General features: G+C 29.7%; 15 protein-coding genes. 13 read left to right on the top strand and 2 right to left on the bottom strand.

The window, feature by feature from the left end:
* Nucleotides 1–15 precede the first annotated feature (15 nt).
* From NCC77_RS21440 to NCC77_RS21380, 13 genes are all read left to right on the top strand, one after another.
* The gene (locus NCC77_RS21440) at nt 16–1,449 is read left to right on the top strand and encodes an MBOAT family O-acyltransferase (protein WP_250837401.1); all 1,434 of its coding nucleotides are present in this window, start codon (nt 16–18) and stop codon (nt 1,447–1,449) included.
* Nucleotides 1,449–2,342 carry a hypothetical protein gene (locus NCC77_RS21435; protein ID WP_250837400.1) on the top strand — a complete coding sequence of 298 codons (894 nt, stop codon included), beginning with the start codon at nt 1,449–1,451 and terminating at the stop codon, nt 2,340–2,342. Before NCC77_RS21440 ends, NCC77_RS21435 begins: the two co-directional genes overlap by 1 nt.
* Before the next feature lie 18 nt (nt 2,343–2,360).
* Complete coding sequence (locus tag NCC77_RS21430; RefSeq protein WP_250837399.1) at nt 2,361–3,236, top strand: PTS sugar transporter subunit IIB; 876 nt, start codon at nt 2,361–2,363, stop codon at nt 3,234–3,236.
* Nucleotides 3,237–4,337, top strand: coding sequence for an acyltransferase family protein (locus NCC77_RS21425; RefSeq protein ID WP_250837398.1), 1,101 nt, complete (start codon nt 3,237–3,239; stop codon nt 4,335–4,337).
* Nucleotides 4,338–4,368: 31 nt separating this feature from the next.
* Nucleotides 4,369–5,523 carry a glycosyltransferase family 4 protein gene (locus tag NCC77_RS21420; RefSeq protein WP_250837397.1) on the top strand — a complete coding sequence of 385 codons (1,155 nt, stop codon included), beginning with the start codon at nt 4,369–4,371 and terminating at the stop codon, nt 5,521–5,523.
* Entirely contained in the window at nt 5,523–7,052 is a 1,530-nt protein-coding gene (locus NCC77_RS21415) for a glycosyltransferase family 2 protein (protein WP_250837396.1), read from the top strand. The genes NCC77_RS21420 and NCC77_RS21415 overlap by 1 nt, the downstream gene beginning before the upstream one ends.
* A 46-nt stretch (nt 7,053–7,098) precedes the next feature.
* The gene (locus NCC77_RS21410) at nt 7,099–8,049 is read left to right on the top strand and encodes a hypothetical protein (RefSeq protein WP_250837395.1); all 951 of its coding nucleotides are present in this window, start codon (nt 7,099–7,101) and stop codon (nt 8,047–8,049) included.
* 119 nt (nt 8,050–8,168) lie between these two features.
* A complete protein-coding gene (locus NCC77_RS21405; protein WP_250837394.1) occupies nt 8,169–9,092 on the top strand; it encodes an exostosin domain-containing protein in 924 nt (307 codons plus the stop codon).
* Complete coding sequence (locus NCC77_RS21400) at nt 9,089–10,084, top strand: glycosyltransferase family 2 protein (protein ID WP_250837393.1); 996 nt, start codon at nt 9,089–9,091, stop codon at nt 10,082–10,084. The genes NCC77_RS21405 and NCC77_RS21400 overlap by 4 nt, the downstream gene beginning before the upstream one ends.
* Before the next feature lie 141 nt (nt 10,085–10,225).
* Complete coding sequence (locus NCC77_RS21395; RefSeq protein WP_250837392.1) at nt 10,226–11,344, top strand: glycosyltransferase; 1,119 nt, start codon at nt 10,226–10,228, stop codon at nt 11,342–11,344.
* Complete coding sequence (locus NCC77_RS21390; RefSeq protein ID WP_250837391.1) at nt 11,341–12,429, top strand: glycosyltransferase; 1,089 nt, start codon at nt 11,341–11,343, stop codon at nt 12,427–12,429. The genes NCC77_RS21395 and NCC77_RS21390 overlap by 4 nt, the downstream gene beginning before the upstream one ends.
* A gap of 10 nt (nt 12,430–12,439) precedes the next feature.
* Complete coding sequence (locus NCC77_RS21385; RefSeq protein WP_250837390.1) at nt 12,440–13,780, top strand: O-antigen ligase family protein; 1,341 nt, start codon at nt 12,440–12,442, stop codon at nt 13,778–13,780.
* A gap of 64 nt (nt 13,781–13,844) precedes the next feature.
* On the top strand, nt 13,845–15,239 hold the full coding sequence (locus tag NCC77_RS21380; RefSeq protein ID WP_250837529.1) for a sugar transferase: 1,395 nt from the start codon (nt 13,845–13,847) through the stop codon (nt 15,237–15,239).
* A 6-nt stretch (nt 15,240–15,245) separates the two neighbouring features.
* On the opposite strand, the gene NCC77_RS21375 is transcribed toward NCC77_RS21380, so the two are convergent.
* Both NCC77_RS21375 and NCC77_RS21370 read right to left on the bottom strand, forming a co-directional pair.
* Nucleotides 15,246–16,382: a lipoprotein N-acyltransferase Lnb domain-containing protein gene (locus NCC77_RS21375; protein WP_250837389.1), complete on the bottom strand. Its 1,137-nt coding sequence runs from the start codon at nt 16,380–16,382 to the stop codon at nt 15,246–15,248.
* A gap of 35 nt (nt 16,383–16,417) precedes the next feature.
* Complete coding sequence (locus NCC77_RS21370; RefSeq protein ID WP_250837388.1) at nt 16,418–17,485, bottom strand: putative type IX sorting system protein PorV2; 1,068 nt, start codon at nt 17,483–17,485, stop codon at nt 16,418–16,420.
* Between the last annotated feature and the right edge of the window lie 139 nt (nt 17,486–17,624).

Raw genomic sequence — 17,624 nt, 5'->3', positions numbered from 1 at the left:
TTTTTAAAATAAATTATGTTTTTCAATTCTCTGGCTTTTGCTGTTTTTTTACCCCTCGTGTTTTTTTTGTATTGGTTTGTTTTTAACAAAACAAAAAACACACAAAATGCGCTTCTTATTATTGCCAGTTATTATTTTTATTCCTGTTGGGATTGGCGTTTTTTGTTTCTGTTGGTTTTTTCCACTTTTTTAGATTATTATACAGGAATTAGAATTGAAAAAAGTACCAATGAGAAATGGCGAAAGTTTTGGTTTTGGCTAAGTGTCAGTGTCAATTTAGGCTTTCTGGGAATTTTTAAATACTATAATTTCTTCTCAGAATCGTTTGCACAAATGTTGACAACCGTTGGTTTCAAAGCAAGTCCAATTTTGTTAAATGTCGTTTTGCCGGTTGGAATTTCTTTTTATACGTTTCATGGCTTATCGTATGTTATTGATATTTACTTTAAAAGAATTAAAGCCGAATATAATTTTGTAGATTATTCGCTTTTTGTGAGTTATTTTCCGCTTTTGGTGGCAGGCCCAATTGAACGGGCAACCCATTTATTGCCAGAAGTAAAGGTGAAAAGAACTTTTAATTTTCAGCAAGCAAAAGAAGGAATCTGTCAGATAGTTTGGGGATTAGTTAAAAAAGTAGTCATTGCCGATACTTGCGCAACTTATGCAAATGCTATTTTTGACAATTATGCTTCAATGAATTCTTTCTCACTTATATTGGGTGGAGTATATTTTGCATTCCAAATTTATGGCGATTTCTCAGGATACTCAGATATGGCACTGGGAATGTCAAAACTATTTGGACTTGAGTTATTGCGTAATTTCAATTACCCTTATTTTTCAAGAGATATAGCCGAGTTTTGGCGCCGTTGGCACATTTCGCTTTCTTCATGGTTTCGAGATTATTTATACATTCCGTTAGGAGGAAGCAAAGGTGGTCTCTGGATGAAAATTAGAAATACTTTTATCATCTTTATTGTTAGCGGATTTTGGCATGGCGCCAACTGGACATACATTGTTTGGGGATTTATAAATGCTCTTTATTTCCTTCCTTTATTATTGTCTAATAGTAATAGAAACAATATGGATTCTATTACTTTAAAATGGAATTTTGATTCTGTTAGAGTACTATTTAGCATTTTAACTACTTTTTTATTGACTTGTGTGGCTTGGGTGTTTTTTAGAGCAAAAACAATCACTGACGCCGTTTTATATTTAAAAAAGATATTCACTAATGGCGAGTTTAGTGCTCAGTATTTAGATAACGAACGTTACAATTATGAATTATTACTAATGATTGGTTTGTTTGTTCTGGTTGAATGGAATAATAAAACCAGAGTGGAACCAATTTCTGGAAAAAGGAGTATGCTAAAAATGGCTTTAGCTATTATGGCTATTATAGCTTTTGGAACATATTCAGATTACAAAGAATTTATTTATTTCCAGTTTTAATGAAGAAGTTTTTATTGTACATACTAGGGATTTTTCTCTTAACAGTTCTGGTATCAGTTATCCTAGACGGATTGTATACTTATATTTTTATGCAGTCAAGAAACCGTGGAAAAGTAGAAACTGTTTTTAATTCTACAGCAAAAAAGTACGATGTAGTAATTTTAGGTTCTTCAAGAGCAAATAATCATTTTGTATCGCAGATGTTTGAAGAAAAAGGTTTTAAAACATTTAACTACGGAATGAGCGGCGGACATTTGTTTGAAGCTTCATTAATATTGAAATTAATGATCGAAAGAAAGTACGAAATTAGAAATGTAATTCTAGAAGCAGATTTGAATCTTTCTAACGATCAAGAATCTGAAGGAGTAGCGACAAAGTTTTTACCTTATATTCATTGGTCAGAAACCATAAAAAATCATTTTTCGACCGAAGAAAATTTTAATGAATTGTATTATATTCCTTTTTACAGATATGTGAAATTTGATTCTAAAATTGGTTTTCGAGAAATTTATAAAATAGTTTCAAAAGAAAAAACCAATGCATTAGATAACTTAGGATATTATCCTTTAGAAAAACATAAGAATGGCAATATGAAAAACAATATTGTTAATTTAAATCCATTGCCATACAATAAATACTACGAAGAAATTAAAAGTGCCTGTAAAAAGAACAATATCAATTTTATTGCTGTTATGACGCCAATGTGTGAAAACGTTGCTGGGATGAATTATTTTGATAAAGTTAAAAAAGCATATCCAGAAATTCATAATTATGAAAATGTTGTTACGGATAATAAATATTTTTCTTCTTGTGGTCACATGACAGACGAAGGAGCAAAAATTTTTACAGCAAGAATTTTAAAAGATTTTTTTACTAACATTAATATTCCTTAAAATGGGCGAATTTTCGAAATGAGAAAATTTTTATTCTTTCTATTTAAAATTATTATAATACTATTCTTAATAGCTGTTGTTTTAGACATAATTTACACTAAAGCTTATTTACATTCAGCTAAAAGAGGCAAAATAGGATATGTCTATAATTCAGAACCAAAAACAATTGATGTTGTTATATTAGGATCATCAAGAGCGTATTATCATTTGGTAACTCCAATGTTTTCTCATAAAGGATTAAAAGCCTTTAACTATGGAATGGAAGGGGCGAAATTATTCGAATCAGATTTGATTTTAAAACTTTTAGTGGCAAAAAAAAATAAAATTAAAAATGTGATTCTTGAAGTAGATTTAAGCTTAAGTTCAGAGTTAGATTATTCTGAAGCAAATGCCTTAAAATTTATGCCGTATTTTTGGGATTCAGAAATTATAAGAAACCAATTTAAAAATTCGCCTGATTATAATATATTTTACTTTTTTCCATTTTATCGTTTTATGCGATATGAAACTAAATTAGGCTTTAGAGAAATGTTGAGCAATGCTTTGGACAAAAAAGGAAATGACCTCAATGATGGGGGATATTTAGGATTGTTCCATTCAAATCACGAACTAAAATCGGATCTTTCAAATAGCAAACCTAGACGAAATAAGTATTATGAAGAGATTAAAACTCTGTGTAAAAAAAACAACATAAATCTTATAGCAATAATGACTCCTATGTGTGAAAATACTAAAGGGTTAGAATATTTTAAACAAGTTAAAAAAATATATCCAGAGATATACAATTACGAAAATGTTGTAACTGAAGATAAGTATTTCTCATCATGTTCACATTTGACAGACGAAGGAGCAAAAATTTTCACAGCAAGAATTTTAAAAGATTTTTTTTTATAGATGAATGTAGTTAAATTACAAAAGTTAGATTACATTGATGCTATTAGAGGAATAGCTATTTTAATGGTGCTGATTACTCATTCAGCTCAACCGGGCGGTGTTAAGCTTCCCCATGTTTTATCTGTTTTATTTAGTCTGGGAGCAAGAGGGGTTCAGCTTTTTTTTATAGCGAGTTCTTTTACTTTATTTCGTTCGTATATGCACAGAAGCTCTGCTGAGAGAAATCCTTTAAAAAACTTTTTTATACGACGGTTTTTTAGAATTGCACCAATCTATTATTTGGGTATTGCATATTATTTATTCAGAATTGTTTTTAATTTACCATTTTGGTTTGGAAATCAGCCTCATATTACGATTGCGTGTATTATCTCTAATTTTTTTTTCTGTCACGGACTAAGTCCATATTGGATTAATGGTTTAGTGCCAGGAGGATGGTCGATTACAGTAGAAATGTTTTTTTACTGTTTATTTCCTTTTTTGTTTAAACGAATACAAAATATCAATACAGCATTTTTATTTTTAAATTTCTCTTTATTGATTAAACTTATTTTGCAGGAGTTTTTTCAGCATGCTATTTTTATCCCAGCCTCTAATTTGTGGAGAGAATTTCTCTTTTATTATTTTCCATGTCAATTACCAATTTTTCTCTTAGGTATAATTTTATATTTTCTAGTTGAGGATAAAGCGAATTTAAAACTTATCACGTACAAAAACTTAGGTTTTTTCTTCATTTTACTTCTATTACAAGTAGGATCAAATGTTGATTTTCTTTATTTAGGTCATATTATTGTAAGTATTTTTTTTATGGCTTTTTGTTTTCTTTTAAGTAGAGGAAAATTAAATTTTATCTCAAAACCCTACATCAGATATATTGGAAGAATAAGTTTCAGTATGTACATAATTCATTTTATAGTTATTGCTTGGTTAGCAAAATTTCATTTATTAGATTTTTATGATAATTCGATTATTAATTTTTTCATTCGATTTGCATTAATATTAATTGTCTCCGTTTTTATTTCTACCCTCACTTATCGGGTTATAGAAATTCCATTTCAAAATCTGGCAAAAAATATAATTCTTAAGACAGAGAATTATAAGTAGTTTTACTGTTTTGTAAATTAAATAGATCGATATGCATATAGCTTTTTTAACTCCTGAATTTCCTCATCCTGAAGTTGCCCATGCAGCAGGAATAGGAACTAGTGTAAAAAATCTAACTATAGCATTAAAAAATGAAAATATTAAAGTTACTGTTTTTGTTTATGGTCAGAAAAGGCAAGAAGTTTTAAAGGAGGATGGAATTGTGATTCATTTAATTAAGAATAAAAAATATAAACTTTTAGGATGGTTTTTCCATCGAAAACATATGCAAAATTATATTAATTCAGTTATTGAAAAAGAAAAAATTGACTTGATTGAAGCTCCTGATTGGACTGGAATTGTAGCTTTTATGAATTTGGACGTACCGATAGTAATTCGTTTTCATGGAAGTGATGCCTATTTTTGCCATTTAGAGAATAGAAAACAAAAAATTAAAAATTTCTGGTTTGAAAAATTGGCAATAAAGAGAGCGCAAGCATTTATAGCACCAACAACATTTGCTGGAGAAGTTTCAAAAAGGCTTTTTAAGATAATAGGAAAAAAAATAGAGACTATTTATAATGGTGTCGATCTTAAAGAGTTTGAAAACAAAGAACCAGAAAAAATTGAAAAAAATACAATACTCTACATTGGTACTTTAATTAGAAAAAAAGGTGTTTTAGAGTTGCCAGAAATTTTCAAGAAAGTCCGTAATCATATTCCTGAAGCAAAATTAGTTTTAATTGGCGCAGATTCTTTTGATATAAAAACAAATTCGACTTCAACGTGGCAATTGATGAAAAATCAATTAACTGAAGACGATTTAAAAAACGTAACATATCTTGGTAAAATTCCTTATAAGGAAGTAAACAATTATATAAAAAAAGCTAATGTCTGCGTCTTTCCAACTTTTGCAGAAACATTTGGAATGGTTACCATCGAATCGATGGCTATGCAAAAAGCAATTGTAAACAGTGATATTGGTTGGTCACAAGAACTTATAATAGATGAAATAAGTGGTTTTTTAGTTCATCCTGAAAACCATAATTTATATTCTGATAGAATAATCCAGTTGTTGCAAAATGATTCACTTTGTTTGGAAATGGGAAAAAAAGCAAGAATTAGGGTAGAAGCTAAATTTGATATAAATACTTTGGTAAAAGAAAACCTCGAATTTTATCAAAAAATAATCAATCATAAAATCTAATGGTAGTTGTTTATCATCAAAATAACAAAGTTGTAAAAGTTTGTAGGAACCAAGAAGTGATTTCGTTTGATGCTTCCTTAAATGTCGCCTCAACTTTAATGATATTAGCAAAAAAATTTTCGACAGATAGATTAATCTGGGGTCATATTACAATTGAGTCTAATATAAATTGGGATGCTTTAGATTTAATTTTTCATCATGACCGAATCATGGCTTCTTTCAATAATTCTTCAGAGAAATATTTGTGTGATAGCATTGGTTATATTGACGAATCTATTTTTTTTAATACCAAAAAGAACGTTATTTATCCAACATGGTCAACTAGTAGCGCTTTAGGAGGAATGAGTTCAAAAGCACTTTTGCAATTTGAAAATAACATTAAACTCACAAATAATTTTGATTATTTTTTACATAGTTTAGCAAAAATAGGATCCGTAAAAGGATTATTTTGTTATTCCGATCCAAGATTCGTAATAGATAAAGGAATTTCGGTTCCAGTTGTGAAGGCAAATGTTTCTAACCTATTTAAATTTACACAACAGCATTATCGTACTCGTTGGATCTTCATATTATTTTTGAATTTCTTAATTTTTGAAAAACGTTTTCCTATATTGGCATTATTAGGTTGCTTACGATTTAAAAAGCAAAATAAAACAGATGTTCAATTTTCTAATATAATGATTCAGTCAAAATTGAAAGTTATTGAATCCAGAACTATCGATGTTATTATTCCGACAATTGGACGTAAAGCTTGTTTGTATGATGTCTTACAAGATTTGGTTGAACAGACTCACTTACCTAAAAAAGTAATCATTGTAGAACAAAACCCTTTAGCAGAAAGTATTAGTGAATTAGATTATTTGACAGACAAACAATGGCCATTTGAAATTAAACATATTTTCACTCATCAAACAGGAGCTTGTAATGCCAGAAATGTTGCTCTTAGCCATGTTTCTAGCGAATGGGTGTTTTTAAATGATGACGATAACAGGTTTGATGAAAATTTAATAAGTAATATTTTTGATAAAATAGAGCAGTTCGGCATCTATGTTGCCACAACATCTTATTTACAAAAACATGAAAAGTTAGTTTATAAAAATATCCACCAAACTAGCATTTTTGGTTCTGGGAATAGTTTTGTGAAAACAAGCTGTTTAAAAAATGTTTCATTCTCAATGGAATTAGAGTTTGGTTATGGAGAAGATTTTGATTTCGGGATGCAACTGCGACAAGAAGGTTTTGATGTAGTATACTTTCCAAATCCATCTATTTTACATCTAAAAGTTCCATTTGGAGGGTTTAGAATTAAGCCTAAGTTTGCATGGGCAGATGAAAAATATCAGCCAAAGCCATCACCAACAATTATGTATGTGAAACAGAAATATTTGAATTCAAAACAAATTGAAGGATACAAATTAAAATTGTTTATGAAATCAATTAGAAAAGAATCTGTTCTTAATTGGACTAAATTTCATTCTTCATTTAAACAAGGATGGAATACCAGCGTAAATTGGAGTAGAAAATTATAAGAATGCAATAGTTTAGAATTAAAAAAAAAGAGAGAGTTAAAATTATATGAAGTTAATTAGAAAACAAATTGCACGTCTTTATAAGCATTTTATTCTACTAAAATTTTATTCTAAAAAAAATGATTTTTCTAGTGTACAACCAAAAAGAAGAATTATTGTCTGTTTTGATGGCAATGTACCACATGGAGGATTAGTAGATCGATTAAAAGGAATAATTTCTTTATATGAAATTTCTAAAATTTTAGATTATGAATTTAAAATCTTTTTTAAGCATCCGTTTGAACTAACCAGTTTTTTAGAACCAAATTTAGTGGATTGGATTATAAAAGAAGAAGAATTAAAATACAATTTTTTTAATTCTAAGATTGTCTATTTAATTAATGACTTTAAAACAGCACCTCTCCATTTTTTTGAAAAATCGAAAGCAAAAACTTTTTTTGTCTACTGTAATGTGGATTATTTATCAGGATTTTATCCCGACAAAAATGAAAACGAAATAAATGAGATCTGGAGAAATAACTACAATAATTTGTTTAAAACATCAGAGTACTTACAGAATAAATTAGATGTTCTTCATTCTGGTCCTAGAATAGCATTTCATACTAGGTTTACCACTCTTATGGGGGATTTTACAGATACGACAAAAACAATTTTAAATGAAAAAGAAAAATTAGATCTGGCTCAGAAAGTTATAAAGGCAATTGATAATGAAGTAAAACAATATCTTGACAAGATTGTGTATGTGTTTTCTGATAGTGAATTCTTTTTAAATTATGTTAGACTAAATACTAAATATAAGACTTTAAGTGGGGTGCCAAAGCATTTAGAAAATGACAGTTCAGATATTGATTATCATTGTAAAACATTTATTGATTTTTATTTTTTAGTGGATAGTGATTGTGTTTTTTTGGTAAAAATGAACCAAATGTACCATAGTAGTTTTTCAAAATATGCAGCAATCATAGGAGACACTAAATTTAAAAGAATAATAAATTGAAAAGATTTTGCTAAAACATGCTTAGAATATATACAGAACATCAATTTTTAACTCCAGAAAATAGGAAAAGAGTTTTTCCTCTGCTTTTTGATTTGGTTTATGCTCCAAATGAAAAAGCGATGGAAAATTTTTCTTTTACAGATTCCTTATCGTTGGCAGATATTGCAGTTTTTCCTGTAGATGTTGTTTCTTTTGTGAAAGAGGATAAAAATAATTTTCTAAATAATTGGATTGAAGACGTATCAAAATATAAAATTCAGGTTTGGGTCTATGCTGCAGGAGATTTCGGATTTAGTGTAAATAAGCCAAATGTGACAACCTTTCGTTTAGGAGGTTTTAAATCAAAGCTTACTTCTTCAGATAATATTTTGCCGTCATTTATTTTAGATCCCTATAATCGAATACTAAAAAATGACTTTTTTGCATTGTCGAAAAGTGAGAAGCCAAATATCGGATTTGTAGGAAATGCGAATGGCTCTTTATTAAAACTTACTAAAGAATTTTTATTATTTGCCCAAAGAAATTTAATTAATACAATACTAAAAAATCCTGAAGATTATCATCCATTTTATCCTTCGGGATGGAAGAGGTTTCAGTTTTTGACGAAAATATCAAAAGAAGGTAAAATTGAAAGTAATTTTATTTTTAGGAATAAATATAGAGCAAGAGATAAAAATGCTGGCTCTAAAGAAGATTCTACATTAGAGTTTTTTAATAATATCCAAAATAATCTATATGTTTTTTGTTTAAGAGGTAATGGAAACTTCTCAGTTCGTTTCTATGAAGCTTTAATTATGGGAAGAATTCCAGTTTTAATTGACACAGATGTAAAATTACCGCTAGAAGATCAAATTGATTGGGAGCAACACTCTTTAATAGTTTCAGAAAATTCTATAATTCAAGATTTAATTACTTTTCATTCTTCAAGAACTGAGTTAGAAATTAAACAAATTCAAAAAAATAATCGAAAGCTCGTTTTAGATAAATTAAACCGAATAGATTATTTTATTCAAATTAGTAACGAATATTTGAGAAAAAAATGAAGTTCTCTTTGATTATTTGTACCTATATGCGCCCTGGGCCATTAGTGAAATTGTTAAAATCAGTTCAGAAGCAAATATTATATCCAGATGAAATTTTGATTATTGATGGATCAATTAATGACAAAACAAAACTTGCTATAGAAAGTCACAATTTCAAAAAACTAAAATATTTTTTAGTTTCTGAAGAGGAAAGAGGACTAACAAAACAACGGAATTATGGAATTTCCAAATTAGATCAAACAATTGCCATTGTATGTTTTTTGGATGATGATATTGTTCTTGAACCGGATTATTTTCAAAATTTATTAAATACATATCTTTTATTTCCAGAAGCTTTGGGTGTAGGCGGTTATATTTCTAATGAAGTAAAATGGGACATAATTCCTGAAAATTATAAATTTAAGATTAATGAATTTTATTATGATGGATGGAAAAGAAAAGATGGAAGCCGTTTTGTACTTAGAAAAAGAATGAATTTGGACAGTAATACTCCTCCAGGTTTTTCTCCTAATTTTTCTCATGGAAGAAGTATAGGCTTTTTACCTCCAAGCGGAAAGATCTATGAAAGCGAACAATTGATGGGGGGTGTTTCATCTTTTAGAAAATCGGTGTTTGAAGAGTTTTCATTTTCAACTTATTTTGAAGGTTATGGTTTATATGAAGACGCAGATTTCTGCTTAAGATTGGCAAAAAAAGGGAAATTATATTTAAATACAGGAGCGAAGCTAAAACACTATCATGACCCTGCTGGAAGACCCAATCAATTTAAGTATGGCAAAATGGTAGTTAGGAATGGATGGTATGTTTGGAGAACAAAAAATCCTAATCCAATTTTGAAAGATCGTTTGAAATGGAATGCTATTACGTTTTTATTGATCTTGATACGATTTACAAATGTGATTAATGGAACTCAAAAAAAAGCAGCTTTTACAGAAACAGTTGGCCGCATTTTTGGATGCTTTAGCTTAGTTTTAAATAAACCTAAAAGGTAAAATGAAAACAAAGTTTTACATTATAGACTTTGTAATGCATTTGTTAAAAGAGTAAATGAGATTATAAGCATAGAAAAGCTTAAATATTTTACAAATATTTAATGCCTAAAAAGTTGTTTTAAGATTAATAGAAAGAATAGAATGAATTTTTTAATAATAACACATGTCAATCATATTTATAAAGAGAATCAATATTTTGGTTATGGACCATATATTGGGGAAATGAATATTTGGTTGAAGTATGTAGATGAAGTAACAATTGTTGCGCCATTAAAAAATGGAAATATTTTACCTATTGATTTATCTTATCAGTTTGATAATGTAAAATTAAAAAATGTTCCCGATTTTAGTTTTGTATCATTAAAAAGTAGAATAGTTTCTATTTTTAAGTTGCCAATTATCTTTTGGTATATTTATATGGAAATGAAAAAAGCAGATCACATCCATTTAAGATGTCCCGGTAATATGGGATTAGTTGCTTGTTTTGTTCAGATTCTATTTCCGAATAAAATAAAAACTGCTAAATACGCGGGTAATTGGGATCCAAGTAGCCAGCAGCCTTGGACATATAACCTGCAGAAGTATTTGTTGAAAAATACTTTCTTGACCAAAAACATGACAGTTTTAGTTTATGGTGATTGGAATAATCAATCTAAAAATATTAAACCCTTTTTTACGGCTACCTATTCTAATTCAGAAAAATTGGTAATTGACAAAAGCAAGGTTGATTCATGTTATAGATTTCTTTTTGTAGGAAGTTTGATGATAGGAAAAAGACCTTTATATGCTGTAAAATTGATTGAAAAATTAATAAAAATTGGCCATAATGTTAAATTAGAATTATATGGAGATGGTGAGGAAAGAAATTCTCTTGAAAATTACATAAGGGAGAATAATTTAGAGCAATATATTTTTTTAAAAGGAAATCAAGATAAGGGAACTTTAAAAAAAGCGTATCAAAAAAGTCATTTTGTAATTTTGCCGTCAAAAAGTGAAGGCTGGCCAAAAGCCATAGCAGAAGGAATGTTTTGGGGATGTATTCCAATAGCCACCAAAGTTTCATGTGTGCCTTATATGCTTGATTTGGGTCAAAGAGGTATTCTGCTTGAAATGAATTTAATCAAAGATGCAGAACAGATAGAGGATTTAATGATAAGTGAAAATATTTTTTTAAAGAAAAGCCAATTAGCAATGGAATGGTCACGCAATTTTACAACAGAAGTATTTGAGAAAGAAATTGCAAAATTGCTGATAAAATGAGAATTGTACAGATTATTGATTCCTTAGAGGTTGGTGGTGCAGAACGTATGGCTGTAAACTATGCAAATTCTCTTGCTGACAAAATTGAATTTTCAGGATTAATTGCAACAAGACATGAAGGTTTGCTTTTAGATTATTTAAATCAAAAAGTTGTTTATTCATTTTTGGAAAAAAAATCTGCTCTAGATTTAAATGCAATTTTTAGGTTAAGAAATTATATCAAGAAAAATAATGTCGAACTGATTCATACACATAGTTCTTCTTTTTTTACTGCCATTTTAGTGAAATTGACAATGCCAAAGCTTAAAGTAGTCTGGCATGATCATTATGGAGTTTCACAGAATCTTACATTAAGAAAAAATATAATATTAAAATTTTCATCTTTTCTCTTTTTAGGGATTATTTCTGTAAATGATGCTCTAAAAGAATGGGCTCGAACCTATTTGAATTGCCAAAATATTATCTACTTACCTAATTTTATAGTTGAACCAGCTATTTCTTTAAAAAGTTTCCGATTGAAAGGGAAAGATGGTCAAAGAATAATTTGCGTAGCAAATTTACGTCCTCAAAAGAACCATGACTTACTTATTAATGGGGCAATAGAAATTCATCGAAGATTTCCAGAATGGACTTTTCACTTGGTTGGTAAAGATTTTAATGATACCTATAGTGCTCATCTATTAGAAAAGGTACAAGACCAGGAGCTTTCTGAAACAGTATTTTTTTATGGGGCAGTAAATAATATTAAAGATTTGTTGCAACAGTGCGAAATTGCAGTTTTAACTTCTTTTTCAGAGGGTTTGCCTTTAGCTATTTTAGAATATGGATTTGCTAATTTGCCTGTAGTAGCAACAAATGTTGGTGAAATTTCAAAGGTTATTCCTTCGGTTAAACAAGGTTTGATTATTGACTCAAATAATCTAAGCCAGTTTGTAAATTCAGTTCAGAAATTAATAGAAGAGAAAGATACCAGAAAATTGTTGGGAGAGCATTTGAATTCTTTTGTGAATAAAAATTTTAGTGAAAAATCAATTTTAGAAGAGTATATGATATGGTTAGAATCTTTACTTACTTTTGCAGAATAAATATGTTATAATGAAAAACACAAGAGTTAGTTATTTATTTGTAATAGTTTTTCATGCATTACTGGCATTAATCATTTTTGCTGCTCCTTTTTTATCAAAGATATACGCTATATTAATTTTTGTTATAGGATGTGTAATTGTCCATAAAAGTAAAAACAAAAACAATGAAGTGCTTTTTATAAGTGCTTATTTAGTAGGTGCAGAGGTTTTTTTGCGAATGACAGGCGGAAACTTGAACAATGAGTATGTAAAGTTTTCGGTGATGTTTTTTATTATATATGGAATGATTTATAGTAATTTCTCAAAAAATGCATTAATATATTTAATGTTTATATTATTATTGATTCCAGCTATTTTCGTTACAACTCTAGAAGCTGGAAATAGTATTGACATAAAAAAAGCTTTGTTTTTTAATTTATCAGGGCCATTTTGCATAGCTATTTGTTCAATTTACATGTATAGAAGAAAGATAGAATTTGATACCCTAAGAGGAATCTTAATAACCATGGGATTTCCAATAATTTCCACAACCATATATCTGTTTTTATATTCCCCAAGCATTAAAGACGTTGTAACAGGAACACAATCAAATTTTGAAACATCTGGAGGCTTTGGACCTAACCAGGTCTCGACAATATTGGGGCTAGGAATGTTTATATTCTTTACACAGTTAATTTTATTCTCAAAATCTAAATTAGAGTTTCTTATTAATTCTATGTTGTTTGTTTTCATAAGTTATAGAGGTATTGTTACTTTTTCGAGAGGAGGTATTATCACTGCAGTAGGAATGATTGTCTCTCTTTTATTTTTACTTTATTATTTTTCTAATGCAAGAGGAAAAAGTAAAGTAAGTTTAATAGTTGTTTTAACAGGACTCCTAAGTTTAGGAATTTGGACATACAGTTCTTTTCAGACAAGAGGGCTAATTGAGAAACGCTACGCTAATAAAGATGCTTTAGGACGTGAGAAAAAAGACCGTCTAGGGGGAAGAGAAGAGATTATGGATATAGAAATAAAGCTTTTTATGGATAATCCTTTTTTAGGAATTGGAGCAGGACTTAGCAAATCGAAAAGGGCAGAAGAATTAGGTGCAGAAGTGGCTTCACATAACGAAATAACAAGATTACTTGCCGAACATGGGGTTTTTGGGCTTGTAGCCTTTTTAATTCTTTTTACAGTACCATTTTTTCTATACTTAAATAATAAGGAACATTTATATTTTCTGTCATTCTTTATTTTTTGGCTTTTAACAATTAACCACGCGGCAATGCGAACGGCAGCCCCAGCTTTTGTATATGCATTATGCTTACTTTCTGTTCAGGTTAAAATTCCAGAAGAAACAGAAAATTAATAGATTAGTTATATTTTTTTGCGATACATTTGCTTTGCCCTAACCCAATTAAAACCTACAAATGATGTTCTCAAAAAAGAAAATGCATTTCGAAATTTCGGAGAGGAAGATATTGCTCCTTTCTTTCGATGCTATTTTTATTTTATCAGCGTTATATCTATTGAGCTCAATATTCGACTATCATTATTTTGAGTTCGATATTCACAGCTCACTGAGTATTCTTTTACTAATTGCCTATCTTTATATTTTCGGAGTAATTTTTGAAATTTATAATTTACAAGTGGCAAGCAATCAGCTTCAGATTCTGCAGAATGTCGTTTTTACTGTAAGTGCTACTGTTCTGGCTTATTTATTTACACCAATTCTTTCTCCTGTATTGCCTAAACAGAGGCTTGTTATATTAATATTTTATTTTACAATATTAATTACCCTGTTGATATGGCGTTTGTTTTACTGTTACTTTCTAGCCTCTCATCGTTTTTCTCAAAGTGTAGTTTTGATTTGTGACCAAAGCGAAGTTGAAGAATTAGTTTTAGGATTAGAAAATGTCGATCCGCATTATAAAATTATTGGTTTTGTAAACTCCGATTCTGTTGCAGATGAAAATCTAGATTTTCATTACGTAAAAGAAATAAAGAAGGATGCCCTAGAACATTTTGTATTGACACATCATGTTTCGGAAATCATTATTGCTTCTCAAAATACAGATGGGATCACTCCAGATTTATATCAGCAATTGCTTCATTTGTTAGAAAAAGGAGCTATTATACGAGAATATACTCAGGTTTACGAAAGTAAGACACAACGAATCCCTGTTCATCATATAGAAAGAGATTTTTATAGATTTTTTCCTTTCAGCAGAAGTAATAGCAATAAACTTTATTTGTCTTTTGTTCGGCTTATAGAAATCATGTTCTCTATTTTGGGGCTATTAATATCACTAGTTTTTATACCAATAATTTTTCTTTGCAACATCTTTGCAAATAAAGGAAGCCTTTTTTATACTCAAGAAAGAGTAGGAAAAAATGGAGATATTTTTAAGATTTATAAGTTTAGAACTATGACAGAGAATTCAGAAACCAATGGAGCTGTTTTTGCTGTTCATAATGATAAAAGGGTTACTCCGTTTGGTAAATTTATGCGAAAGTCAAGAATTGATGAACTGCCTCAATTTATTAATGTTTTAAAAGGAGACATGGGCGTAATTGGCCCAAGGCCTGAGCGCCCTTTCTTTGTTGAGGAGATCGCAGCTGTAATGCCTTTTTATGAAACGCGTCATGTAATTAAGCCTGGACTTACAGGATGGGCGCAGGTTAATTATTCTTATGGAGAATCTATAGATGAGAGTTTGATTAAACTTCAATATGATCTATACTACATCAAGCACAGAAGTGTTTTTCTTGATTTGAGTATCACTTTCAAAACCATTACTACGGTTTTGTTCTACAGAGGTCAATAATATTTTTTAGATTATAATCGGAATTGGTTTTTTGTTGCGAATAGCTGTTCGCACTAAAACCACTCCGCTTGTAACGATCAACGGTAAAGTGATAAAGAAATGCGCTTTGTTAATCAAAAACAAAAAGTAGATCATTAAAAGTATAAAGTTGATTAATGAAAAACGATAAGTCCATAATTTGTTTTTGAAAATGGAAAACAAAACTAAAAGCAATAAAAGCGGACTGAATAATAATACATTATAATTCATTGCTAGTTCTTGGTGAAAAGAATAAAATCCCATAATAACAAAGAATATTCCAATAAGAGATAAAATTAAAAAGTAGATTTTATCGACTGTTTTGTTTCTGGCGAAGATTACAAAAAGTAAGATAAAAAGATAGGTATAGATGTTATTCCACAAAGATTTTGGAGTCTCTTTTGTGAATTCTAATAACGTTTTGCTTTTGGCAGCGAGAGGCTTATTTTGAAAAGTAGTTTGGTCTAAACTGTTTTTTAATTCAAATGGAAGAAAAATTCTTGTTCCCATTTGATCTACTTTTGTTCCAAAAATAATACTTGTTCCCAACTGATCGTAGAAATGACCATCAAAGTAAGGAAACAGAATAGAGCGATAGGTTTTGTCTGTGTCTTCTGTTTTAGCAATTACATTTCTGCCTAAAGTTTTATTAACCACATCAACAACCATCGAAGTGCAGTTTTTATCGATAAATTTGTAAGTATAATAACGCTCGTCAGAAGCTAAAACGGCATTTAATCGGTCAAAAAGTTTTTGTTTTAAATCTTGAGGAATAAGTAATTCCTGCTCATAAATACTTCTTTTTTCATAAGTATATTCATTAAAAAAATCTGCATAAGAGTGTACTGTTGCAAAATATTGAAGATCTCCTTTTGCGAACTTTAAAACAAAATTTGGAGTTCTAAAATCAAAAGTTCCGTAATTGTAAACAACGTCAAAATTGTTTCCAGGATCTAAAACTCTAATTCCTGTATGTCCGAAATAAGAATACGTTTCGTTTCCAAGGCCACAAGTCAGAATGCTAATTTTAGCGTCTTTAGATAAAGCTAAACTTTGGCTGAAACCAATAAAACTGGATAAGAATAATAAAATAAAAAGTGCTTTTTTGGACATGACAGTTTTCATGATTTAAAATTTTAATGTTTTTTGGTTTCTAATTATTATCTAAAGATACCTAAATCTACTTTCAGCGAAAAAATATTAGAATACAACGCAGTGCTTTGATTTCCTAAATCGGTTAAGGCATAATCAATTTGTATGCCTTTATATCGAAATCCTAAACCGATATTAGGCTGGAAGTTTACTTTTTCAGTATTGTCCAATTGTGTTACATTCTGGAAATTTCCTGCGCCGGCTCGAACAAAAACCAAATCGGTATAGCCAAACTCAAACCCTAGAGCTGGGTCTATACTTATAGGTTTTGAAGAAATGATATCATTTGTCTGTTCAAATCGCATATTTAAATTCGCAGAAGTCACAAGACTGCATTCGTTATGAAAATCAAATCTTTTTGAAACTCCCAATTGTGCTTTTGGCAGTGTTATTTCTGTGCTTTCTGGCAATTCGTTATTTTCTCCCGGAATTGCATTAGCGATTTTGGCATATTCTTCTTCATCAATATTCCAAATGTTGTAAGTCGTGGTAATGTCTCGGAGCATTAAACCAAATTTCCAATCGTTTCTTTCAAACTGAAGTCCAATATCAAATCCAAATCCCCAAGAATTAGCAAATTTTCCAATTACTCTTCGAATTACTTTTGCATTTACACCATACTGAAATCCATCAACAGGCAGTTTTCGAGCATAAGAAAAAGTAAAACCATAATCTGCAGTTGAGAAAAGACTGATTCTATCATAATCTATATTTCCTTGATTATCGATTAATTGTGTGGTATCCATGATATCGTCGACTCCAAAACGAATCATCGAAATTCCCCAAGCACTTCTGTCGTCAATGGGGCTTGCGTAGCCTATGTAATCGTATTGCGCAATATTAGCAAAGTAGCTGGCGTGCATTAAAGCTATTTGATGATCTTCAAGATGCGTTAAACCTGCTGGGTTCCAGTAAACAGCATTTACATCATTGCTAGAAGCAGTTACAGCACTTGCCATTCCAAGAGCCGCGGCATCGACACCAATATTCATAAATTCATTCGAATATTTTCGAACAGTTTGTGCATACTGAAAAGTACAACTCCAAAGTAATAAAAACACTAAATATTTCTTCAACGTATATGTTTTTGCAGATCGAGGCCTGTTTTTAAATTTTTATCAAAAATATAATATTTTACTCATCTAATAAGTTCCTTTAGTTAAATATTCCGAAAGTCATACTTTGAAATAAAAAACTCTCGAAAAAACTCGTTTT

Origin of the sequence: Flavobacterium tyrosinilyticum (assembly GCF_023656565.1) — a bacterium.
Classification (GTDB): domain Bacteria; phylum Bacteroidota; class Bacteroidia; order Flavobacteriales; family Flavobacteriaceae; genus Flavobacterium; species Flavobacterium tyrosinilyticum.
The sequence above is the reverse complement of the archived record's forward strand: the minus strand, read 5'-3'. Positions and strand labels throughout refer to the sequence as shown.